The organism is Herbaspirillum sp. 3R11 (assembly GCF_004563925.1).
GTDB lineage: Bacteria > Pseudomonadota > Gammaproteobacteria > Burkholderiales > Burkholderiaceae_D > Herbaspirillum.
The window spans coordinates 809,998-832,427 of record NZ_SPNJ01000002.1 but is presented as its reverse complement, the minus strand read 5'-3'; the positions used below and the strand labels follow the sequence as shown (position 1 = coordinate 832,427).

Sequence of the window (22,430 nt, the reverse complement as noted above, 5' to 3'; positions counted from 1 at the left end):
GCCGAACAGACCGGTATTCACATCTCATTTCGGCCCATCGCTCCCGGCCCGCGCGGCCGTATGATGAATTGTGCCGCGATGTATCGGAGTTATTCCTTTGCGCCGCTGAACAATCATAAAAGAGCCGCCTTGCGTGCATTGCCTTCAGTGCGCTCCGGCTGCTCAACAATAGCAAATCGTCATCTTCCACTGCCATACCCAAGCCTTTACCGACAGCAATATTGTCATTGCGTGTTTTACAACTGGGAGGAATAAGTGAAGATTGCCAACATCACCATCAGCCGTCGTCTGTGGCTGGGATTCGGATTGCTGACACTGCTGATGATCGCCATGGCGGTGGTCGGCGTGAACCGGCTTGCTCAGCTCAACCGCCAGATGAACGACGTCATCCACGACAAATATCCCAAGACCGTGGCCGCCGGCGACATCGTCGACCAGATCAACCTGGTCGCGCGCTCGCTGCGCAACATCCTGCTGCTCAAGGACGCCACCCAGATCAAGAGCGAAAACGACCGCATCGTCGGCGCCGACAAAGCCATACAGGAACGCCTCGCCGAACTCGACAAGCGCATGGTCGACGACCAGAGCCGCACGCTGCTGGCCGGCCTGATCACCGCACAGACGAACTACGTCGACAAACGCGACAAGGTGCGCAAGCTGGTGGCCGACGGCACCCGGGACGGCGCCATCGACATGCTCATCAGCGAGGTGAGGCCGGTCCAGAGCGCTTACATGACCGCGGTCGACAAACTGATCAGGCAGCAAAACGAAATGATGGTGACGTCCGGCGACGAAGTGGAACGCAACTATGAACACGCCAGAAACATGCTCATCGTGCTGGCCGCCCTTGGCCTCGTGATGGCGGGCGGCATCGCCTGGGGCATCACGCGCAGCATCACCATACCGCTCAACCGCGCCGTCGCAGTCGCCAGGACGGTGGCGTCCGGCGACCTCACCTCCGAGATCGACAGCAGCGGCAAGGACGAAACCGCGCAACTGCTGGAGGCGCTGAAAACCATGAACGACAATCTGCTGAAGATCGTCAGCCAGGTCCGCAGCGGCACCGACACCATCGCCACCGCCTCCGGCGAAATCGCCAGTGGCAATCTCGACCTTTCGAGCCGCACCGAACAGCAGGCCGGCTCGCTCGAAGAAACCGCGTCGGCCATGGAAGAGCTCACCTCAACCGTCCGCCAAAATGCGGACAATGCACGCCAGGCCAATGAACTGGCGGCGTCGGCCTCGGAAGTGGCGACCCAGGGCGGCAACGTGGTCGGTCAGGTGGTCACGACCATGGAGTCCATCAACGCGTCGTCCCGCAAGATCGTCGACATCATCAGCGTCATCGACGGCATCGCCTTCCAGACCAATATCCTGGCGTTGAACGCAGCGGTGGAAGCAGCGCGTGCCGGAGAACAGGGGCGCGGTTTCGCGGTGGTGGCGTCGGAAGTGCGCAGCCTGGCGCAGCGCAGCGCGTCGGCGGCAAAAGAGATCAAGACGCTGATCAACGACTCCGTAGAAAAAGTCGGCAACGGCAGCAAGCTGGTGGCGCAGGCCGGCAACACCATGAACGAGGTGGTGCAAAGCGTCAGGCGCGTGACCGAAATCGTCGGCGAAATCACCGTCGCCGGTCAGGAGCAAAGCGAGGGCATCGAACAGATCAACCAGGCCATCACGCAAATGGACGAGACCACCCAGCAGAACGCCGCCCTGGTCGAACAGGCCGCAGCCGCGGCGCAATCCTTGCAGGATCAGGCTGACCGGCTGGCGCAGGTGGTTGGCGTATTCAAGCTTGGCGGATATCAACTACTCGGCGACGACGCGCTTGTGCAGCGCAACGTCAGGCCGGCGGCGATTGCGAAGCCGGTACTGCAGCGGCTTGGACGCACCGCACAACCGGCAGCCATGGCAAGCGGCGACAAACAGTGGGAGGAATTCTGAAAAGACGCAGCCGGGCAAGCGGTTGAGCGGGCTGCGCCTTGTTGACTACGAACGTTTGGAAAGGAACTTGCGGTAGAACTGCCACAACGCGCCGAGCACGATCGGCAGGATGGCGGCAACGATGCCGAGCAGGACCAGCGTGTTGAGATTCTGGCGCACCCACGGCAAGTTGCCGAACAGATAACCGAACACCACCAGGCCGACAACCCATAACAGGGCGCCGATGATGTTGAAGAACTGGAATCTGATGAAGGTCATCTCCGACACGCCGGCGATGAACGGCGCAAAGGTGCGCACGATGGGCGTGAAGCGCGCCAGGATGATAGTCTTGCCGCCGTGTTTTTCGTAGAAGGAATGGGTCTTGGCCAGCGCAGCGGGATTGAGCCAGCGGTAGTTGTGCGTGAAGACGCGGTGCCCGATGGCGCTGCCGATCCAATAGTTAAGTGTGTTGCCGGTCACTGCAGCGATCACCAGCAGGGACATCAGCAGCCAGATGTTCATGGCGCCGGTGGCGCAGAACGTGCCGGCAATGAATAACAGCGAATCACCGGGAAGAAAGGGCAACACCACCAGACCGGTTTCACAGAAGATGATCAGGAACAGCACTACATAAATCATCGTGCCGTATTGCTCTATCAGGATGCCGAGGGACTTGTCGACGTGCAACAGCACGTCCAGTAACTGCAAGTAATCCATGGAACTCATTTCATAAATAGCCGTGAGTGCGAACGATCCTGTTTGGGAGGTAGTGCAAGGCGCGTCGCGCAGCCAAGGGTGGCTCCCTTGGCAAGCGGCGCAACGCAGCAATACGCCCAAACAGGACGTTCCCGAAGGGTTTGCCCCAGAAAGGGCGCTGGCCGCGTTGCGCTCCTTGCGCGTGGCACCGCCACGCGACGCGTCGCACGCCTTGCCAGCGCCCTTTCTGGGGCAAACGCATCTCGCGGCTATTCATGAAATGAGTTCCGCACTCATTTCGTTTTTGACGCCGCTCAGGCTGCGCCGGAATCATACACTACTCGACCGGGCGGGCAGCCGCAGGATAGCGGGGCCGGTTTGGCAGGAATAATCCGGCGCGGACCGGCTTCACAGGTAAATCATTTTAAAGAAAAAACTTATTTGGTCTCCATGCTCAAGAACAACAACTTTTTTTCCGATAACAACGGATGTGCCGACCGCTTCGCTTCCCCAATAAAAGCGGCGGCATGTCTTATAAACGGGAGAACCTGAATGCGCATCACAAATTTGAAAATCGGCGTCCGGCTCGGACTTGGCTTTGCCATTCTGGTCGCGTTGCTCGTCGCCACCGGCTTTCTGGGCGGCAACCGTCTCTCCTCGCTGAACGTCCAGATGTCCACCGTAGTCAATGAGACCTATCCAAAGACGGTGTACGCCAACGACATCATCATTCAGGAAAACCTGATCATCCGCGCCACCCGCAATCTGCTGCTGATGACCGATCCGGAGCAACTCAAGGCGCAGAACGCGCTCTTCGCCCCGGCCTTCCAGACCGTGGCGGCCGACATGGACAAGCTCGACAAGGGCATCAGGAGTGACCGCGGCCGTGAGCTGTTCAAGGAAATCCAGCGCAGCCGCGCCGAATACGTCACCGCCAGCGACCAGGTGCTCAAGAACATCGCCGCCGGCGAAAAAGACAAGGCGCTGGCGCTGCTGTTCGCAGGCGGTACCTTCGACCTGCAACAGAAATACCTGAAATCCCTGGTCGAGCTGATCAAGTACCAGGACAAGCTGATGCAGGACGCCAGCACGGCGGTTCAACAGCAATACAGCAGCGCGCTCAACCTGATCATCCTGCTGACGGCGACGGCGCTGCTGATGGCCGTGACGATTGCCTATTTCACAACGCGCAGCATCACGCAGCCGCTCAACCGCGCCGTCGGCTTGGCAGAAACGGTGGCAGCGGGTGACCTTACCTCGCGCATCGACAGCGACAGCAAGGACGAAACCGGCAAATTGCTGTCCGCCCTGAAGGTCATGAATGCGCGCCTGCTGCAGATCGTCGGCGAAGTGCGCGTCAGCACCGACACCATCGCCACCGCCTCAAGCGAAATCGCCACCGGCAACCTTGATCTGTCCTCTCGCACCGAGCAGCAAGCCGGCGCACTCGAAGAAACCGCCTCCGCGATGGAAGAACTGACCTCAACCGTTCGCCAGAACGCCGACAATGCACGCCAGGCCAATCAGTTGGCGACATCCGCATCGCAAGTGGCCGAACAAGGCGGCGAGGTGGTCAGCCAGGTGGTCGACACCATGAACAACATCAATGATTCGTCGAAGAAGATCGTCGACATCATCAGCGTGATCGACGGCATCGCCTTCCAGACCAACATCTTGGCGCTCAACGCCGCCGTCGAAGCGGCCCGCGCCGGTGAGCAGGGCCGCGGCTTCGCCGTGGTGGCTTCCGAAGTACGCAGCCTGGCCCAGCGCTCGGCTTCGGCCGCCAAGGAAATCAAGGAACTGATCGCCGACTCGGTGCAAAAGGTCGGTGAAGGCAGCAAGCTGGTGGCGCAAGCCGGCACCACCATGGACGAGGTGGTCGCCAGCGTCAAGCGCGTCACCGACGTGGTCAGCGAAATCAGCGCAGCCAGCCAGGAACAGAGCCAAGGCATTGATCAGATCAACCAGGCCATCACGCAGATGGACCAGACCACGCAGCAGAACGCCGCGCTGGTGGAAGAAGCCGCCGCCGCCGCGCAGTCGATGCAGGAGCAAGCCGGACGGCTGACGCAGGCGGTCAGCGTGTTCAAGATTTCGAGCAGCGATTTCGCCCAGGCGCCGGTTGCGGCTGCTGTCGTACGCAAGGCGGTGCCTGCGATCACCAAAACCATCAAGCCGAGCACAGCGCCTGTCAGGAAAACTCCGGCAGCACTGCCCGCAGCAAAGGTCATCACGGCCAAGGCCGACGGCGACGATCAGTGGGAACAGTTTTAAGCGGATAGCTTTACACCGCACAAAACGGGACTAGACTCAAATTAGACTCAAATTGGATGCAGATTGGCTTCAGATTAAATTCAGATCAGGCTCAAACCGGACGCAGGACAGAAGCAACATAATCATACCGAGCGGAGATGTGACGCGTATGAGTGCAGTCAAGGAACGGGAGGGGAACGACTCCATGATGGACGCCGAACGCATCGGCCTCGAGCTTCAGCAATGCCGCAGCTCCCTTGAGGAAAAGGAGGCGCTGCTGGCGGCGTTTTCCCGCTCGATGGCCATCCTCGAACTGGCGCCGGACGGCACCATCCTGTCGGCCAACGAAAACTTCCTTACGTTGATGGCGTATCAGGAAGGCGATATCGTCGGCTGCCATCACCGCATGCTGTGCAATCCCGCGCATGCGGAGTCGCCCGAGTACGCCGAGTTCTGGCGTCGCCTGCATCAGGGTGAAGTGGTGTCCGGCACCTTGCAGCGCATGCGCAGCGACGGTTCGCGGCTGTGGCTGGAAGCCACCTGCAATCCGGTGTTCGACGCCGAGGGACGCTTGCTGCGGGTGGTTTCAATTGCCGCCGACATCACCGCGCACATCGACGACTCGCAGGAAAAACACAGCGTGCTGCGTGCGCTCAACCGCTCGCTGGGCGTGATTGAATTTTCTGCCGACGGCATCATCGTCGGCGCCAACGGCAACTATCTCAAGACCATGGGCTACCTGCCCGAAGAGATCGTCGGCAAGCATCACCGCTTTCTGTGCGAACCGGATTATGTCGGCAGCCAGGAGTACGACAATTTCTGGCGCGACGTCAACCAGGGCCGGTTCTTCTCCGGCCGCTTCAAACGCATCGCGCGCGACGGCCGGCCGGTCTGGTGGGAAGCCACCTACACGCCGGTGTTCGATCTCGAAGGCAAGCCGATCAAGATCATCAGCATCGGCTCGGACGTGTCGTACCGCATGGTGCGCGAGCAGCGCGACCGCGAGTACCAGCACTTGCTGTCGCTGGGCATCAATGAAACCGACAACGCGGTGTTCATCACCAACGACGCCAATCACATCGTCTTCCACAACACCGGCTTCAGCCGCATGCTCGGCTTCACTGCCGAGGAAGTCATCGGCCGCCGGCCACGCGAGTTGTTCGAGGGACAGACCGCCATCCTCAAGCTGATCGAGGATTGTTACGCAGTGATCGCCGAAGGCCGCAGTTTCCACGGCGAAGAAATGATGGTCGACAAGCAAGGCCATCCGCTGTGGGTCTCGACCGTGGTCAACCCCATCCTCGACGGCGACGGCAAGCTGATCAATGCGGTCTGCATCCTGACCGACATCACCAACACCAAGATGCACGAAGTCTTGCAGTACAAGACGCTCAACGCCATGGTGCGCGAAGCCAGCCTGCAGGAAGTGCTGACCATGGTGTGCGTGGAACTCGAACGCATTGCGCCGGACGTGGTGGCGTCGATCTTGCGCGTCGATGACAACGGCCTGCTGCATCCGGTGGCAGGCCCCAGCTTGCCCGACGCATACAACCGCGCCATCGAGGGCGTGGCGATCGGTCCGTGCGTCGGTTCCTGCGGCACTGCGGCGTTCCGCGCCGAACCGGTGGAAGTGGTCGACATCGCCACCGACCCGCTATGGGCCGACTATCGCGACCTGGTGCTGCCGACCGGACTGGAGTCGTGCTGGTCGACGCCGATCAAGTCGGCCGACGGCCGGGTGATCGGCACGTTCGCGTTCTACTATCACGGCAAGCGCCGTCCCGATCCTTTCCACCACCGCCTGGTGGATGTCAGCCTGCACTTGTGCGCGCTGGCGCTGGAGCGCGAAGAGACGCGCTCGCGCATCCACCGGCTGGCGTTCTACGATTCGCTGACCGGACTGCCCAATCGCAGCCTGCTGCTGGTCAACGCCAACCAGGCCATCGCCAATGCGGCGCGCACCAAGATTCCGCTGGCGGTGCTGTTCATCGACCTCGACCGCTTCAAGCAGATCAACGATTCGCTCGGTCACCAGGCCGGCGACGAATTGCTGCGCACCGTCGCCAGCCGCCTGCAGATCGAGGCGCGCAAATCCGACATCGTCGGCCGCCTGTCCGGCGACGAGTTCGTCATCGTGCTGGCGCAATGCGACCTGAACCGCGTCACGGATGTCGTCAAGCGCATCCAGGCCAGCCTGTCGCTGCCCTGCCATATCGCCGGCGTGGCGATCACGCCCTCGGCCAGCATCGGCATCAGCCTGTTTCCCGACAACGGTGAAACCATCGAGATCCTGCTGCATCGCGCCGACATGGCGATGTACCAGACCAAGGCCAACAACCGCGGCCGCTTCAGCTTCTTCAGCGAAGAGATGAATTCCCAGGCGCAGGAACGCCTGGCGCTGGAGGGCGCGCTACGCGACGCGCTGCGTGGCGGCGATTTCGAGTTGCACTACCAGCCCCAAGTCAATTTCCACACCGGCCTGTTGCACGGCGTGGAGGCGTTGGCACGCTGGCATCACGATCAGCTCGGCCAGGTCTCGCCGGCGCGCTTCATCCCGATCGCGGAAGAATGCGGCCTGATCGGAGAGCTCGGCAAATGGGCGCTGGAAGAAGCCTGCTTTCAATTGCACGACTGGCGCCGGCGCGGCATCAATGTGCCGTCGGTGTCGGTCAATTTGTCGTCCACCAATTTCCATGATCTGGAACTGCCGCAGTTCATCGCCGGCCTGCTGGAGCGCTTCGAACTGGCGCCGGGCGACCTGACGCTGGAAATCACCGAGACCGTGATGATGGACACCAACCCCAGCACCACGCGCACCATTCGTGAGGTACACGCGCAAGGCGTGAAACTGGCGATGGACGATTTCGGCACCGGTTATTCAAGTCTCGGCTACCTGCGCAACCTGCCGGTGTGCGAACTCAAGCTGGACCAGAGTTTTGTGCGCGACATGGACCGCGACGAGACGGTGCTGGCGCTGACCAACGCGGTCATCCGTATCGGTGAAAGCCTCGATCTGATCGTGGTGGCCGAGGGCGTCGAAGACAAGCGCCAATACGATTTGCTGAAACAACAGGGCTGCGATGTGGCGCAAGGCTACCTGTTTTCGCGACCGATGCTGGCGACGATTTTTGAGCATTGGCTGAAAAATTTCAAAATTGATAACTTTCTCTAAAAGTTTTATCAGGGAAACAATATTACGTAGCATTGTTGCATCGTTTTTCATTGGTCTTACCGTTAAAACTGCTTCATAAACAACGGGTTACGTTGTTTTTTGGCTCAAATGAGACCGCATGAAAAGCGAAGTTGGCTATACTTGCTCGCGTTCAAAAAACTGAAGTGTTTCTATCCAGCCGCGCACGCGCAAACGTTTGCTGAAGTTCGTCCTAGAACGTTTGCTCGCGGTTCCCAGGCGTCTTGCGCCTAAACAAAAAGAAAACCACACCATGCAAACATCTGCTTTCCACTATCGCAGCTGGGCCGTCGGCACCAAGCTCACTTCCCTTACCCTTGCGCTGGTCGGCGCGCTGTTCGTCGCGGCCATCCTGCTGATCGACCTCACCACGTCGGCCATGCTGGAACAGCGTTCGATGAACCAGATCAGCGGCGAGACGCGCGGGGTGGTCAACATGGTCGAGATGTTTGACCGTGCGGTGAACAGCCAGGTGGAACGCTTCTCCAACATGTTCTCGAACTCCTTCCCGGGCAAGTTCACGCTGGACGCCAACCGCACCGTGCAGATCGGCGACAAGGCCACACCGGTGCTGCGCAACGGCGACACCGATCTCAATCTCGACTTCACGATTCCTGATCGATTCACCGCGCAGACAGGCGTCACCGCGACCATCTTTGCCAAAACCGGCGACGATTTCGTACGCGTCTCAACCTCGGTCAAGAAAGAAGACGGCGAACGCGCGGTCGGCACTCTGCTCGACCGTGCGCATCCCGGCTACGCGGCATTGAAGGCGGACAAGTCCTATAGCGGCATCGCCACGCTGTTCGGCAAGCAATACATCACCAAGTACGTGCCGATCAAGGATGCCGCCGGCCAGCTCATCGGTGTGCTGTATGTTGGCGTCGACATCTCCGGCGACATCAAGGCGTTGAAAGACAAGATCAAGGCGCTGAAGATCGGTGAGACCGGCTTCTTCTATGTGCTCAACGCCAAGGAAGGCAAGGATTTCGGCACGCTGCTGGCCGGTCCGAAGGATGAAGGCAAGAACCTGCTGGGACTGAAAGACGTCGACGGCAAGGAATTCATCAAGGACATGCTTACCAAGAAGCAAGGCGTGATGCGCTACATGTGGGACAACCCGGACACCGCCGGCCACAGCGGCGAAGAAAAGATCGTCGCCTTCTCGCAATTCCCGGCCTGGAACTGGGTCATCGTGGGTGAGACCTACGCAGACGAAGTGACCAAGGAAATCGCCGCCATGCGCAACCGCTTCATGCTGTTCGGCGCAATCTTCCTGCTGCTGGTCGGCGTGGTGCTGACAATGGTGATCAAGCGGGTCGTGACGCGTCCGCTGGCGCGCGCCCGTGCCGCCGCCGATTTGCTGGCGAGCGGCGACCTGACTGCGCGCGTGCGCGTCAGCGACGGCCAGCAGGATGAAATCGGCCAGCTGATGCGCGCCGTCAACGGCATCAGCGAAGGCCTCGCGCATGTGGTCGCCGACGTCCGTCAGGGCACCGAGCAGATCACCACGGCCTCGAGCGAAATCGCCACCGGCAACCTTGACCTGTCCTCGCGCACCGAGCAGCAGGCCGGTTCGCTGGAAGAGACCGCCTCCGCCATGGAAGAATTGACCTCAACCGTGAAGCAGAACGCCGACAACGCCGGCCAGGCCAACCAGCTCGCGCTGTCGGCCTCGGAAGTGGCCTCGCAAGGCGGCGCCGTGGTCGGCAAGGTGATCGACACCATGGGCTCGATCAATGAATCCTCGCGCAAGATCGTCGACATCATCAGCGTGATCGACGGCATCGCCTTCCAGACCAACATCCTCGCCCTGAACGCTGCGGTGGAAGCCGCCCGCGCCGGCGAACAGGGCCGCGGCTTTGCGGTCGTCGCCTCGGAAGTGCGCAGCCTGGCGCAACGCTCGGCCGCCGCCGCCAAGGAGATCAAGGGCCTCATCGACGACTCGGTCGACAAGGTCGAAGCCGGCAGCAAGCTGGTCGAACAAGCCGGCGCCACCATGGGCGAAGTGGTCGCCAGCGTCAAGCGCGTGACCGACATCGTCGGGGAGATCAGCTCGGCCAGCCAGGAACAGCGCGCCGGCATCGAGCAGGTCAATCACGCCATCGTGCAGATGGAGCAAACCACGCAGCAAAACGCCGCACTGGTCGAGCAAGCCGCCGCCGCCGCGCAATCCTTGCAAGACCAGGCGCACAAGCTGACCGCCTCGGTCAGCACCTTCAAGCTGGATGAAACACATGCCATGGCGTTCGGCTCCACAGCGACACCAGCGGCGCCAGCGCACAAAGTCGTCACCAAGGCTGCGCCGCTCGTCAAACCGGCGGCTGCACCGAAAGCCGCGCCCATCACCAAACTCCCGGCAGCAAAAAAATCCTTGCCGGCGCCCTCCAAAGACGAGGACTGGGAACAGTTCTGAACACAATCTGCACAGCAGGCTAAAGGTGATCCCCGAGCGATCCCTGAGCCTGCTGGCGGTATAATCGCCGGATGAATGCACCAGATCGCCCGCCCCGCCCAATTCGCCCCATCCAGGCCCTGCCCGACCAGCTGATTTCCCAAATCGCTGCCGGCGAAGTCATCGAACGCCCTTCCGCCGTCGTCAAGGAATTGCTGGAGAACGCGCTCGACGCCGGCGCCACGCAAATCACCGTGCGCCTGGAACAGGGTGGCGTCAAACGCATCGCCATCACCGACAACGGCCGTGGCATTCCACCGGAGCAAATGCCGCTGGCGCTGGCGCGTCACGCCACTTCCAAGATCGCGTCGCTGACTGATCTGGAAAACGTCGGCACGCTGGGTTTTCGCGGTGAAGCGCTGGCCTCGATCGCCTCGGTCGCGCAACTCACGCTGACCACACGCACCGCCGACGCCGCCCACGCCTGGGAAATCATCGGCTCGCAGGAAGGCAGCGTCGTGCCCGCTTCCGGCGCGCCCGGCACCACCATCGACGTGCAGGATCTGTATTTCAATACGCCGGCGCGGCGCAAGTTCCTGAAATCCGAACAGACCGAATACGGCCACTGCGCCGAAGTCGTGCGCCGCATTGCGCTGGCGCGTCCGGACGTGACGTTTTCGCTGACCCACAACGGCAAGACCGTCGATCACTGGAACACCGGCGAATTCGCCAAGCGCAGCGCCCACATCCTCGGCGACGAATTCGCCAACGCCCGCCTGCCGCTCGACGAGAGCGCCGGCCCGTTGCGCCTGCATGGCTTCGTCGGTTTGCCGACCGCGTCCAAGGCGCGCGCCGACGGCCAGTATTTTTACGTCAACGGCCGCTTCGTGCGCGACAAGCTGCTGGTGCACGCGGTGCGTGCCGCCTATCAGGACGTGCTGCACGGCGACCGCTATCCGTCGTACGCGCTGTCGCTCGATCTCGATCCGGCGCTGGTCGACGTCAACGTCCATCCGTCCAAGATCGAAGTGCGCTTCCGCGACAGCCGCAGCGTGCATCAATTCGTTTTCCATGCGGTCAGCCGCGCACTGGCAGCGACGTCGGCGACTTCGTTCGGCAATGCGCCGGCGCCGCAAGCCGCAGGCAACGGTCCGCTGCCGTGGATGCGCGATCAGCAATCGCAGCCTCAGCCGCAATATCAGAACGAATTCGGCGCGCAGCTGCGTCCGAATTTCTCCGCCGGCAATTTCGGCGTGGCGCAGAACACGGCTGAATACGGTGCGATGTTCCGACCGGGTGAGCAAACGAATCTGGACATGGCGTCGACCTTCGGTAGCGAAGCAGCGCCGGGCGCTTTCACCATCCCGACATCCCCCAACACGCAGACGCTGCCGACCGACGACTTCCCGCTCGGCTTCGCGCTGGCGCAACTGCACGGCATTTACGTGCTGGCGCAAAACAGCAAAGGCCTGGTGGTGGTCGACATGCACGCCGCCCACGAGCGCATCCTGTATGAACAACTGAAGAACGCGCTCGACGACAATTCCATGTTCGTGCAGCCGCTGCTGATCCCGGTGACCTTCTATGCCGACGCCGTCGAAGTCGGCACCGTCGAAGAACATCAGGAAACCTTGAGCGCACTCGGCTTCGACATCGCCGCGATGTCGCCGACCACGCTGGCCGTGCGCGCGGTGCCGGCGCTGCTCAAGAACGCCGACGCTCAGACGCTGGCGCGCGACGTGCTGCGCGACGTGCGCGAGTTCGGCGGCTCGCGCGTGCTGCTCGAGCGTCGCAACGAACTGCTCGGCACGCTGGCCTGCCACACCGCCGTGCGCGCCAACCGCAGCCTGACCGTGCCGGAAATGAACGCGCTGTTGCGCCAGATGGAAGCCACCGAGCGCGCAGACCAGTGCAACCACGGCCGCCCGACCTGGAGCCAGCTGGCCCTGTCCGACATGGACAAACTCTTCCTGCGCGGTCAATAGGATGGTTGCAGCTCCAGCAGGACCTTTGCTCCCCCTTGCGGTCGCCATCATGGGACCGACCGCTTCCGGCAAGACGGCGGCGGCGCTGGAAATCGCCAAACACATTCCCTGCGAAATCATCTCGGTCGACTCGGCGCTGGTATATCGCCAGATGGACATCGGCACTGCCAAACCCAACGCAGAAGAACTTGCGAGCGTGCCGCACCACCTGATCGACATCCTCGACCCGGCCGAAGCCTACTCGGCCATGCAGTTCCGCAACGACGCGCTGCGCCTGGCGCAAGACATCCGCGCACGCGGCAAGCTGCCGCTGCTGGTGGGCGGCACGATGCTGTATTTCAAGGTCTTGCGCGACGGCCTCGACGACCTGCCCGAAGCCGACCCCGAAGTGCGCGCCCGCCTCGACGAAGAAGCCGCGCGCGACGGCGTACCGGCCCAGCACGCGCGTCTCGCCACGCTCGACCCGGAAACCGCCGCCCGCCTCAAACCCAACGACAGCCAGCGCATCCAGCGTGCGCTTGAAATCATCGAACTGACCGGCAAGCCGATGTCGGCCTTGCTGACGCAAAAGACCGCGGCAGCGCTGCCCTTTACGCTGCTGCCGCTGGCGCTGGAACCATCCGACCGCGCCGTGCTGCACGAACGCATCGCGCGCCGCTTCGACCTCATGCTGGAAAACGACGGCCTGCTGGCCGAAGTCCGCAAGCTGCGCGCCCGCGGCGACTTGCACTTGGGCCAGCCATCGATGCGCTGCGTCGGCTACCGCCAGGCCTGGGAATATCTCGACGGCCAGTACGACCACGCCGAAATGCGCGAGCGCGGCATCATTGCCACACGGCAACTGGCCAAACGCCAGATCACCTGGCTGCGCTCGACGCCGGACCGCATCGTCATCGACTGCAACGCGCCAGACGCCACGCAAACCGTGATGGCACATGTGCGCAAGGCACTAGACGTCGATTTGAAGAGCCAGTAATCATCGCAGGTTAGCGATACACCAACCCCGGGGCCAATTCGCTTGACTAAATCAGCGCCTGACACTATACTTGCGGGCTTGCTTTTGGTGATATAGCTCAGTTGGTTAGAGCACAGCACTCATAATGCTGGGGTCGGTGGTTCAAATCCACCTATCACCACCAAAGACACTGTAAGCCGTTGATTCGAAAGGATCAGCGGCTTTTTTGTTTTTTGCGCGCACTTGATCCAGGTCTATTGCCCGCCCCGCAAGACATGAGGGACAATCAGGTATCGTCAACGGAGGAGCAATGGCTGGAGTCAGCATCAAGAAGATCATGACCGTGAAGCTTGTCACCGTCACCCTGGACGACAAGCTGGAAACGGTCAAGGAGATTTTCGACAGCTTGAAATTCCACCACCTGCTGGTGGTGGAAGAGCACAAGCTGCTGGGCGTGGTGTCCGATCGCGACCTGCTCAAGGCGCTGAGCCCGAACATCGGGTCGGCCCGGGAAACTTACCAGGACATCGCCAGCCTGAACAAGCGCGTGCACCAGATCGTGACGCGACGTCCGATCGTGCTACAGGAAAGCGCCACGGTCGATGACGCGATCCAAGCCTTCAATACCCACGGCATTTCCTGCCTGCCGGTGGTCGACCTGAACTTCAGGCCGGTCGGCATCGTGACGTGGCGCGACATTCTCAAGAATCTGCGGATCAAGCCAAGCAATCCGGCCACCCCAGCCAACCAGTAAACATCCCTGTTAGTTCAACGCAGCCGCATCCGGCACGATCGTCGCAAAACGATCGGACAAGGCCGCCAGGGTCGCGCGCTGTACTTCGGCCGCCGGCACCACGCCCTTGCCCAGCGCATCCGGCAGGTCGCGCGTGGCGCACGCCGCCGCCACCACCGTCGACACATAGCCATGATCCAGCGCCGAGCGCGTGGTGGCGCTGATGCACATGTGGGTGGCGAAGCCGGCGATGATCAATTCCTTCTTTCCGGCTTTCTTCAGCTCGGCGTCCAGCGTGGTGCCGGCGAAGGAATTCGGCAGCGCCTTGACCACCGTGACTTCGCCGTCCTGCGGCTGCAGGCCGTCAATGATGCCAACGAATTCCCGCTGCGGATCGAACAGCGCCGCGCCCGGCTTGGCGTGATGGACTACATGGAATACCGGTGCGCCGGCGGCGCGCGCCTGCTTGAGCAAGGCGGCGATCTCACCGATGGCGGCGTCGATGCCGGCCAGCGGCACGCCGCCGGCGGTGTATTCGGTCTGGTGGTCGATCAGCACCAGCGCGGCGTCTTGCCACTTGGGCGAGCGCGGCGCGGCGCCGGCGATTTGCAGCAGAGTTTTTGGTGTGGACATGTTTTTCTCCTTGATGATGGTGAACGATGGAACCATCCTAGACGGTTAAAATACGTTCATCAATTCACAAAAAAAGCGAGCCATCCGTGAATAAATTAACAGCACCCGTCATCCCTCCGCCGCCCCTTTCTGCCGATTGGGAAGGCTTGCGCACCTTTGCCGCCTTCATCGAATCGGGCAGCTTCTCTGGCGCGGCGCGCACGCTGAGCGTGACCCATGCCACTGTCAGCCGGCGCCTGCAGATGCTGGAACATGCCTTGCACGGGCCGCTGTTCACACGGCGCGGCGACGATACCGAGCTGACACGGCTGGGAGAAACGGTGCTGGCCGCCGCGCGTGAAATGCAGGCGCAGACCGCGCAGCTGGCGCGCCGGCTGGCCGGCGAAGACATTCGCATGGAAGGCAAGCTGCGCATCGCCAGCACCGACGCCATGGGCACCATGTTCCTGGCGCCGCGTCTGCCGGCGCTTCTGGAGCGCTGGCCGCAGCTCGACATCGAGTTCAGCATGAGTCACCAGACCGTGAGCCTGGCGCGCCGTGATGCCGACCTGGCGATCCGTTTCGCACGGCCACAGGATGGCGATCTGATTGCGCGCAAGCTGGGCAAGATCCGCTATTTCCTGTGCGGCAGCCGCGAACGCGTGGCCGAATGGCGCGCCACGCCCGGGTCGGCGCCGTTCATCGGCTTTGACGACGGCGTGCCGGACATCCCCGAAACGCAATGGCTGGCCGACCACGCCGGCGGCAATCCGGTACGCTTTCGCAGCACCAGCCTGGTGACGCAGTGCATGGCGGCGCGCGCCGGCGTCGGCATGGCGTTGCTGCCGCATTACCTGCTGGCGCCGGAGCTGGAGGTGGCCGAAGTCGATGGTGATTCGGCGCCGCAATTGCAACGCGAGGCGTGGGCCGTGTATCACCGCGATCTGCGGGCGCTGCCGCGTCTGCGGGCGGTCCTGGACTGGCTGGAAAGCTGCTTTGCCGACGGTTCGCCCGCCTGAATGGTGCAAAAGCCTCGCTGAAAAACTGAAGAGTTGCCTGGATGGCATTTTCCGGTATTTACAACAGTGTTTCCGGCATCCCCTGATCCGCGCCCGCCAACGGCTCCGCATGGCATCCGGTGCTATAATCGCGGACCTTGGAAGCACTGACTGCAGGCGCTCCAGATCGCGCCGCACAAGCCGGCTTTCCGGCTGCTTCGACTGTAGTTTTTCATGATCAGCTTCCCCTTGCCGGCGCTTGGCCGATGCGCTCCATAGATCATCGCGCACAGGACCAGGCCTCCCGCCGCGCCCTCATGCCTGAATGACACTTATGCAGAAAAAAGTATTCATCAAAACCTTCGGCTGCCAGATGAACGAGTACGACTCGGACAAGATGGCTGACGTGCTGCACCTTTCCGACGGCCTGATCAAGACCGACCGGCCGGAAGACGCCGACGTGATCCTGCTCAACACCTGTTCGGTGCGCGAAAAAGCGCAGGAAAAAGTGTTCTCGGACCTCGGCCGCCTGCGCGAACTGAAGAAGAAAAATCCCGACCTGCTGATCGGCGTGGGCGGTTGCGTGGCCTCACAGGAAGGCGAAGCCATCGTCAAGCGTGCGCCCTTCGTCGACATGGTGTTCGGCCCGCAAACCCTGCATCGCCTGCCGCAGATGATCAGCGAGCGCCGCTTCACCGGCCGGCCGCAGGTCGACATCAGCTTCCCTGAAATCGAAAAATTCGACCACATGCCTCCGGCCCGCGTCGAAGGCGCGACGGCCTACGTGTCGATCATGGAAGGTTGCAGCAAGTACTGCAGCTACTGCGTAGTGCCGTACACGCGCGGCGAGGAAGTGTCGCGCCGCTTCGAGGACGTGCTGACCGAAGTGGCCGGACTGGCCGCACAGGGCGTCAAGGAAATCACGCTGCTGGGCCAGAACGTCAACGCCTTCCGCGGCATCATGGAAGACGGCGAGATCGCCGACTTTGCGCTGCTGATCGAATACATCGCCGAGATGCCCGGCATCCAGCGCATCCGCTTCGTCACCAGCCATCCCAAGGAATTCACCCAGCGCCTGATCGACACCTATGCCAAGGTGCCAAAGCTGGTGGATCACCTGTACCTGCCGGCGCAGCACGGCTCCGATCGTATCCTGGCGGCCATGAAGCGCGGCTACACGGCGCTGGAATACAAATCGGTGCTGCGCCGCTTGCGCGAAGTGCGTCCCAACATCACGATTTCGAGCGACTTCATCGTCGGTTTCCCGGGCGAGACCGACGAGGATTTCAATGCGCTGATGAAGCTGATTACCGATATCGGTTTCGACAGCAGCTTCAGTTTCGTGTTCAGCCCGCGGCCCGGCACGCCGGCCGCCAACCTGGCCGACGACACGCCAGCCGAGGTCAAGCTGAAGCGCCTGCAACATCTGCAAGCCGTGGTGCAGGACAATGCAAGCAAGATCAGCCAGGCCATGCTGGGCACGGTCCAGCGCATCCTGGTTGAAGGTCCTTCAAAGAAGGATCCGAACGAATTGCAAGGCCGCACGGAAAACAACCGCGTGGTGAATTTCGACGGCGGTCCGAACAGCGCCCGCCTGATCGGCGAATTGATCGACGTCACCATCGTGCAGACGTTCGCGTTCTCGCTGCGCGGCGAGATCATCGTCAAACAATGACGCCATCGCCATCCGTTACTTAAATCCACCTGACGACAACGAGCCAGATTGAAAAAATCACCCAACCAGCCTCACTACTTCATCCCGCAGCCGCTCGACAACAAGCGCCTGGCGCATCTGTGCGGTCCGCTTGATGAAAACCTGAGGCAAATCTCGTCCGCCCTCGACGTGACGATTTTCCGCCGCGGTGAAAAGTTCATCGTCAGCGGCACCAACGCCGAGCGCGCGGTCGCCGTCCTTGAGCGTTTTTACACGCTGGCCGACAAGCCGGTGTCGGTGGAAAATGTCCAGCTGGCGCTGGTCGAACAACGCGCCACCGCGTCCATCGACGCCGAGCTCGACGCTGCGGATATCGCCGTCGACAAGAAAGACAAGACCGAAATCGAAAGCCCGGTGCTGAAGACGCGCAAGCACGATCTGCGCGGCCGTACGCCGCATCAAAGCCAGTACCTGCACGCCATTCTCGAGCACGACATCACCTTCGGCGTCGGCCCGGCCGGCACCGGCAAGACGTATCTGGCGGTGGCCTGCGCCGTCGATGCGCTGGAGCGCGACGCCGTGCAACGCATCGTGCTCACGCGCCCGGCGGTGGAAGCCGGTGAACGCCTGGGCTTCCTGCCGGGCGATCTGGCGCAGAAGGTCGATCCGTATTTGCGCCCGCTGTATGACGCGCTGTACGACCTGCTCGGCTACGACCGCACGCAAAAGCTGTTCGAGAAACAGGCGATCGAAATCGCGCCGCTGGCCTACATGCGCGGTCGCACGCTGAACCACGCCTTCATCATTCTCGATGAGGCGCAGAACACCACGCCGGAACAGATGAAGATGTTCCTCACGCGTATCGGTTTCGGCAGCAAGGCCGTGGTCACCGGCGACGTCACCCAGATCGACTTGCACCATGGCCAGAAGAGCGGCCTGGTCGATGCGCTCAATGTACTGCACGACGTGCGCGGCATCGCCTTCTCGCGCTTCACCAGCAGCGACGTGGTGCGCCATCCGATGGTCGCGCGCATCGTCGACGCCTATGAAGCAGTGTCGGCGGCCGGCAGCTCCCATAACGCTCATAACGCCCACGTCACTTCCACCACCGCCGTCAAACGCCTCAGCCAAGGCCTGACTCAGTCAGCCAAGCCACGCAATGCAAAAAAATAAACTGACCCTGTCCGTCCAGTACGCTGATCCACGCCTCAAGGAAAGCGTGCCGCGCCCGCAGATCCGCCGCTGGATCCAGGCCGCGCTGTTCGCGCCGGCGGAACTGACGATCCGTTTCGTCGACACAGAAGAAGGCCGTACGCTCAATCGCGACTATCGCGAGAAGGACTACGCCACCAATGTGCTGACCTTTGCCTACACGGAAGAGGAAGACGCCGAAGTGACGCAGGCCGACATCATCCTGTGCACCGACGTGCTGGAGAAAGAAGCGCTGGAGCAGAAGAAGCCGCTGCTGGACCACGCGGCGCATCTGATCGTGCACGGCGTGCTGCATGCGCAAGGCTACGATCACGAAGACGAAGAAGAAGCGACTGAAATGGAAACGCTGGAAACTGAAATCCTGGCAGGCCTGGGTTTCGCCGATCCTTACGCGGACCGCCGGTAACCTCTGCCGCAACACTGAACATTGCCGGCCGCAGCGTTGCGCTGCGACGGCATTATGTTCCCTACCCTATTTTTCTGCACTACTTCTCGCCTTACTTCCCATCCCCGCCGTCGCGGTAACGCCGCACCGCCGTCCGCAGGAAATCCAGCTGACGGCCGAAACGCGTGCAATGGTCGCAGATAGCCAGATGCCAGCGCAGCGTCAGCCGCCGGGCAAAGGACAATTTGCTGTCTTGCGCCTCACACAAGACGCGATGTGCTTCCTTGCAGTTCATATATTTGCTCCTGTGGCGCTCCGGTTGGCATTGTAAATCAGCCAACTCGCAGTCGCGCTTTCAGCGCCGTTCTCCGGCTCCCTGCATGTTGGTCGCGGCAGGGCGTCGTTTCTTACAGTTCACTGACAATTATTTTCTGCGACGGCATTCCTGTTGCTGCGAGCAGAATTGCGCCGGCAATTTTCACTTTTTTCAAATTCCTTGTAAGAAACCACAAGCTCGTCCGACCAAGCTGCATGAAACAACTATTCGCCATGCAGTGAGGAGACGAACTTGAACATCCACGCCCCCGCCCTTCCAACCACGCCCGCGACCATCCATCCGCTGTGGCTGCGCGTCACGCACTGGACCAATGCGCTGGCCGTCGTGCTCATGATCCTGAGCGGCTGGCGCATCTATAACGCCTCGCCGATTTTTTCCTTCTCGTTTCCCAAGGAATGGACCTTGGGCGGCTGGCTGGGCGGCGCACTGCAATGGCATTTCGCGGCGATGTGGCTGCTGGCAATCAACGGCGTGATTTACCTGGCGCTCAATCTGCTGAGCGGACGTGCACGGCGCAAGTTCTTTCCGCTGCGCCCGAAGGAAGTCTTCCACGACTTTGTCCAGGCGCTCAAGGGCAAGCTGCAGCACGCGTCGCTGGATCATTACAACGCCGTGCAAAAGCTGGCGTATCTCTCGGTGATCGCCGACCTCGTGCTGATCGTGGTGTCGGGACTGGCGATCTGGAAATCAGTGCAACTGCCTTTGCTGCGCGACCTGATGGGCGGCTATGACAACGCGCGCATCGTGCACTTTTTTGCCATGAGTTTCCTGGTGCTGTTCATTGTGGTCCATGTCGCGATGGTGGCGCTGGTGCCGCGCACCTTGCTGGCCATGCTGCGCGGACGCTGAAAGGAGACCATCATCATGATCAGAAAACCCAACCGCCTGCCGTCCACCCTCGACAGCGAACTGATTCTCAAGGATGCACGCCGCGAACTGGAATTGTCGATGCCGTCGCGACGCCTGTTCGGCAAGCGTGCGCTGACGCTGGGCGGGCTGTCGCTGCTGAGCGGCTGCAACCTCACCGAGCAGGAATCGGTGAACCACATGCTGACCAAGATTTCACGCATGAACGATGGTGTGCAGGGCTGGCTGTTCGATCCGAACAAACTGGCGCCGACGTATCCGGCGTCGATGATCACGCGGCCATTTCCGTTCAATGCATTCTATGGCGAGGACGAAATCACCGAAGTCGACGGCGACGCCTATCGCCTTGAGCTCAAGGGCCTGATCGCCAGCCGCCGCAGCTGGGCCTTGCCCGAACTGCGCCGCCTGCCGCAGGTGGAACAGATCACACGCCACATCTGCGTCGAAGGCTGGAGCGCCATCGGCCGCTGGGGCGGCGTGCCGTTCGCCGGTTTCCTCAAGCATATCGGCGCCGACCTGAGCGCGAAGTACATCGCCTTCCGCTGCGCCGACGACTATTACACCAGCATCGACATGGCCACGGCGCTGCACGCGCAGACGCAGCTGACGCTGACGTATGACGGCGAAATATTGCCGCCGAAATACGGCTTCCCCATGAAGCTGCGCATGCCCACCAAGCTGGGCTACAAGAATCCGAAGCACATCGTTTCGATCGAAGTAACCAACACTTACCCCGGCGGTTACTGGGAAGACCAGGGGTACAACTGGTTCGGCGGCGCTTAGCAATGGGCCAAGCATCTGCCGTAGTCATGGCGCTTTTGCCAATTTTCAACATCTAGGAGATTCACATGAAAAAAGCACTCTCGACCCTGTTCGCCTGTCTGATGATGGCTGCCGTATCGGGCGCCTACGCTGCCGATACGATGGCCAAGGACGACATGTCCAAGGATTCCATGTCGAAGGACGGCATGAAAAAAGACGGCATGAAGAAGGATGGCATGAAAAAGGACAAGATGAAAAAGGACTCCATGGGTAAAGATGGCATGGGCAAGGATGAAATGAAAAAAGATGAAATGAAGAAGTAATCTTCGTTTCTTTCGACATGTCTGCGGCATCCCCTCGCCGTGGACATGTCCGTCGGTGGACATGTCCGTCGGGAAACTGTTGCCATTTGATCCAGTCTGCCGCTTGCATTCGTTGTGCGTCTCGGGCGCGAAATCGTGTTTTAGTAGATTTGTCATATATTTGTTGTATCCTATGGCTCATCGAAACAACGTCGGACCCACGGCTCACGCCATATGCAAGATCACTCTAGTAGCGTCAAATCTCTTGACGCTAAACCACATCGTTCCCTGTTCGAACGCCTCACCGCCCTCATCTCCCCCGAACCAGAAAACCGAGCAGAGTTGCTCGAGGTCCTGCAAGACGCCCATGAACGCAACCTGATCGACGCCGATGCGCTGTCGATGATTGAAGGTGTGTTCCAGGTATCCGATCTCGCCGTGCGCGACATCATGGTGCCGCGTTCGCAGATGGACACCATCGATATCAGCAAGCCGATTGAAACCTGGATGCCCGACGTGCTGTCGACTTCGCACTCGCGGTTCCCGGCAGTCGAAGGTGAACGCGACAAGGTCGTCGGCGTGCTGCTGGCGAAAGACCTGCTGCGTTATTACGCTGAAGAATCCTTCGACGTGCGCGACATGCTGCGCCCGGCCGTGTTCATTCCCGAATCCAAACGCCTCAATGTGCTGCTGCGCGACTTCCGCGCCAACCGCAACCATATGGCCATCGTGGTCGACGAATACGGCGGCGTGGCCGGGCTGATCACGATTGAAGACGTGCTGGAACAGATCGTCGGTGACATCGAAGACGAATACGATTTCGACGAGGAAGAAGACAACATCCTCGCCATCAAGGACGGCGCCCACGGCCCGCGCTGGCGCATCAAGGGACTGACCGAGATCACCCAGTTCAACGAGACGCTGGAAACCGCCTTCTCCGATGAGGACGCCGACACCATCGGCGGCCTGGTCGCCAACCACCTCGGCCGCGTGCCGCGCAAGGGCGACGAATTCGACATCGGCGGCATGCGCTTCGAAGTGTTGCGCGCCGACGCCCGCCAGGCGCATGTGCTGCTGGTGGAAAAACTGCCGGACACGCCGGCAGCCGAGGAAGAATAATAGTTTTTCCGCGTGAATTCTTCTTCGCCCATCCCTGCTGACTTTACCGATGCTG

The 22,430-nt window shown here is 61.2% G+C and carries 18 protein-coding genes and 1 tRNA gene; 16 read left to right on the top strand and 3 right to left on the bottom strand.

The genetic code is table 11. The features are described from left to right. Nucleotides 1-255 precede the first annotated feature (255 nt). Nucleotides 256-1,941 (top strand): methyl-accepting chemotaxis protein, encoded by a 1,686-nt coding sequence (locus E4P32_RS12120; RefSeq protein WP_116436880.1) that lies wholly within the window; start codon nucleotides 256-258, stop codon nucleotides 1,939-1,941. A gap of 45 nt (nucleotides 1,942-1,986) precedes the next feature. Here the strand turns inward: E4P32_RS12120 and E4P32_RS12115 are convergent, their stop codons facing one another. Then, on the bottom strand, nucleotides 1,987-2,637 hold the full coding sequence (locus E4P32_RS12115; protein WP_116436881.1) for a VTT domain-containing protein: 651 nt from the start codon (nucleotides 2,635-2,637) through the stop codon (nucleotides 1,987-1,989). A gap of 531 nt (nucleotides 2,638-3,168) precedes the next feature. On the opposite strand from E4P32_RS12115, the gene E4P32_RS12110 reads away from it, so the two are divergent. From E4P32_RS12110 to E4P32_RS12080, 7 genes are all read left to right on the top strand, one after another. Continuing rightward, on the top strand, nucleotides 3,169-4,890 hold the full coding sequence (locus E4P32_RS12110) for a methyl-accepting chemotaxis protein (protein ID WP_116433976.1): 1,722 nt from the start codon (nucleotides 3,169-3,171) through the stop codon (nucleotides 4,888-4,890). Between the two features lie 184 nt (nucleotides 4,891-5,074). Continuing rightward, the gene (locus E4P32_RS12105) at nucleotides 5,075-8,041 is read left to right on the top strand and encodes an EAL domain-containing protein (protein ID WP_116433977.1); all 2,967 of its coding nucleotides are present in this window, start codon (nucleotides 5,075-5,077) and stop codon (nucleotides 8,039-8,041) included. Between the two features lie 271 nt (nucleotides 8,042-8,312). Then, nucleotides 8,313-10,475 carry a methyl-accepting chemotaxis protein gene (locus tag E4P32_RS12100; RefSeq protein WP_116433978.1) on the top strand — a complete coding sequence of 721 codons (2,163 nt, stop codon included), beginning with the start codon at nucleotides 8,313-8,315 and terminating at the stop codon, nucleotides 10,473-10,475. A 71-nt stretch (nucleotides 10,476-10,546) separates the two neighbouring features. Beyond that, nucleotides 10,547-12,439, top strand: coding sequence for a DNA mismatch repair endonuclease MutL (gene mutL / locus E4P32_RS12095; protein WP_116433979.1), 1,893 nt, complete (start codon nucleotides 10,547-10,549; stop codon nucleotides 12,437-12,439). A gap of 49 nt (nucleotides 12,440-12,488) precedes the next feature. After that, entirely contained in the window at nucleotides 12,489-13,415 is a 927-nt protein-coding gene (gene miaA, locus E4P32_RS12090; RefSeq protein WP_233526652.1) for a tRNA (adenosine(37)-N6)-dimethylallyltransferase MiaA, read from the top strand. An 86-nt stretch (nucleotides 13,416-13,501) separates the two neighbouring features. Then, nucleotides 13,502-13,578, top strand: a tRNA-Met gene (locus E4P32_RS12085). A 126-nt stretch (nucleotides 13,579-13,704) separates the two neighbouring features. Beyond that, the gene (locus E4P32_RS12080) at nucleotides 13,705-14,148 is read left to right on the top strand and encodes a CBS domain-containing protein (RefSeq protein WP_116433981.1); all 444 of its coding nucleotides are present in this window, start codon (nucleotides 13,705-13,707) and stop codon (nucleotides 14,146-14,148) included. A gap of 9 nt (nucleotides 14,149-14,157) precedes the next feature. Here E4P32_RS12080 and E4P32_RS12075 read toward each other — a convergent pair whose 3' ends face one another. Continuing rightward, nucleotides 14,158-14,760 carry a cysteine hydrolase family protein gene (locus E4P32_RS12075; RefSeq protein ID WP_116434611.1) on the bottom strand — a complete coding sequence of 201 codons (603 nt, stop codon included), beginning with the start codon at nucleotides 14,758-14,760 and terminating at the stop codon, nucleotides 14,158-14,160. Nucleotides 14,761-14,846: 86 nt separating this feature from the next. Here E4P32_RS12075 and E4P32_RS12070 point away from each other — a divergent pair, with 86 nt between their 5' ends. The 4 genes from E4P32_RS12070 (at nucleotide 14,847) to ybeY (ending at nucleotide 19,009) form a co-directional block, all read left to right on the top strand. After that, a complete protein-coding gene (locus tag E4P32_RS12070) occupies nucleotides 14,847-15,758 on the top strand; it encodes a LysR family transcriptional regulator (RefSeq protein ID WP_116433982.1) in 912 nt (303 codons plus the stop codon). Between the two features lie 313 nt (nucleotides 15,759-16,071). Then, nucleotides 16,072-17,412, top strand: a complete 1,341-nt coding sequence (gene miaB, locus E4P32_RS12065) for a tRNA (N6-isopentenyl adenosine(37)-C2)-methylthiotransferase MiaB (RefSeq protein WP_116433983.1) — start codon at nucleotides 16,072-16,074, stop codon at nucleotides 17,410-17,412. A gap of 48 nt (nucleotides 17,413-17,460) precedes the next feature. Beyond that, nucleotides 17,461-18,564 carry a PhoH family protein gene (locus tag E4P32_RS12060; protein WP_116433984.1) on the top strand — a complete coding sequence of 368 codons (1,104 nt, stop codon included), beginning with the start codon at nucleotides 17,461-17,463 and terminating at the stop codon, nucleotides 18,562-18,564. After that, on the top strand, nucleotides 18,551-19,009 hold the full coding sequence (ybeY, locus tag E4P32_RS12055; protein ID WP_116433985.1) for an rRNA maturation RNase YbeY: 459 nt from the start codon (nucleotides 18,551-18,553) through the stop codon (nucleotides 19,007-19,009). Before E4P32_RS12060 ends, ybeY begins: the two co-directional genes overlap by 14 nt. A 91-nt stretch (nucleotides 19,010-19,100) precedes the next feature. Here the strand turns inward: ybeY and E4P32_RS12050 are convergent, their stop codons facing one another. Next, the gene (locus E4P32_RS12050) at nucleotides 19,101-19,283 is read right to left on the bottom strand and encodes a zf-HC2 domain-containing protein (RefSeq protein WP_116433986.1); all 183 of its coding nucleotides are present in this window, start codon (nucleotides 19,281-19,283) and stop codon (nucleotides 19,101-19,103) included. Between the two features lie 273 nt (nucleotides 19,284-19,556). Between E4P32_RS12050 and E4P32_RS12045 the strand changes: the two genes are divergently transcribed. The 4 genes from E4P32_RS12045 (at nucleotide 19,557) to E4P32_RS12030 (ending at nucleotide 22,375) form a co-directional block, all read left to right on the top strand. Next, on the top strand, nucleotides 19,557-20,174 hold the full coding sequence (locus E4P32_RS12045) for a cytochrome b/b6 domain-containing protein (protein ID WP_116433987.1): 618 nt from the start codon (nucleotides 19,557-19,559) through the stop codon (nucleotides 20,172-20,174). A gap of 15 nt (nucleotides 20,175-20,189) precedes the next feature. Next, entirely contained in the window at nucleotides 20,190-20,975 is a 786-nt protein-coding gene (locus E4P32_RS12040; RefSeq protein ID WP_116433988.1) for a molybdopterin-dependent oxidoreductase, read from the top strand. A 65-nt stretch (nucleotides 20,976-21,040) separates the two neighbouring features. Further along, on the top strand, nucleotides 21,041-21,277 hold the full coding sequence (locus tag E4P32_RS12035) for a pentapeptide MXKDX repeat protein (protein WP_116433989.1): 237 nt from the start codon (nucleotides 21,041-21,043) through the stop codon (nucleotides 21,275-21,277). Between the two features lie 213 nt (nucleotides 21,278-21,490). After that, entirely contained in the window at nucleotides 21,491-22,375 is an 885-nt protein-coding gene (locus tag E4P32_RS12030; RefSeq protein ID WP_116433990.1) for a transporter associated domain-containing protein, read from the top strand. Nucleotides 22,376-22,430: the final 55 nt, after the last annotated feature.

Coding starts and splice junctions, on each gene's coding strand:
- E4P32_RS12115 (WP_116436881.1), bottom strand. CDS start 2,637: ATGGATTACTTGCAGTTACTGGACGTGCTGTTGCACGTCGACAAGTCC.
- E4P32_RS12110 (WP_116433976.1), top strand. CDS start 3,169: ATGCGCATCACAAATTTGAAAATCGGCGTCCGGCTCGGACTTGGCTTT.
- E4P32_RS12105 (WP_116433977.1), top strand. CDS start 5,075: ATGATGGACGCCGAACGCATCGGCCTCGAGCTTCAGCAATGCCGCAGC.
- E4P32_RS12100 (WP_116433978.1), top strand. CDS start 8,313: ATGCAAACATCTGCTTTCCACTATCGCAGCTGGGCCGTCGGCACCAAG.
- mutL (WP_116433979.1), top strand. CDS start 10,547: ATGAATGCACCAGATCGCCCGCCCCGCCCAATTCGCCCCATCCAGGCC.
- miaA (WP_233526652.1), top strand. CDS start 12,489: ATGGGACCGACCGCTTCCGGCAAGACGGCGGCGGCGCTGGAAATCGCC.
- E4P32_RS12080 (WP_116433981.1), top strand. CDS start 13,705: ATGGCTGGAGTCAGCATCAAGAAGATCATGACCGTGAAGCTTGTCACC.
- E4P32_RS12075 (WP_116434611.1), bottom strand. CDS start 14,760: ATGTCCACACCAAAAACTCTGCTGCAAATCGCCGGCGCCGCGCCGCGC.
- miaB (WP_116433983.1), top strand. CDS start 16,072: ATGCAGAAAAAAGTATTCATCAAAACCTTCGGCTGCCAGATGAACGAG.
- ybeY (WP_116433985.1), top strand. CDS start 18,551: ATGCAAAAAAATAAACTGACCCTGTCCGTCCAGTACGCTGATCCACGC.
- E4P32_RS12050 (WP_116433986.1), bottom strand. CDS start 19,283: ATGAACTGCAAGGAAGCACATCGCGTCTTGTGTGAGGCGCAAGACAGC.
- E4P32_RS12040 (WP_116433988.1), top strand. CDS start 20,190: ATGATCAGAAAACCCAACCGCCTGCCGTCCACCCTCGACAGCGAACTG.
- E4P32_RS12035 (WP_116433989.1), top strand. CDS start 21,041: ATGAAAAAAGCACTCTCGACCCTGTTCGCCTGTCTGATGATGGCTGCC.
- E4P32_RS12030 (WP_116433990.1), top strand. CDS start 21,491: ATGCAAGATCACTCTAGTAGCGTCAAATCTCTTGACGCTAAACCACAT.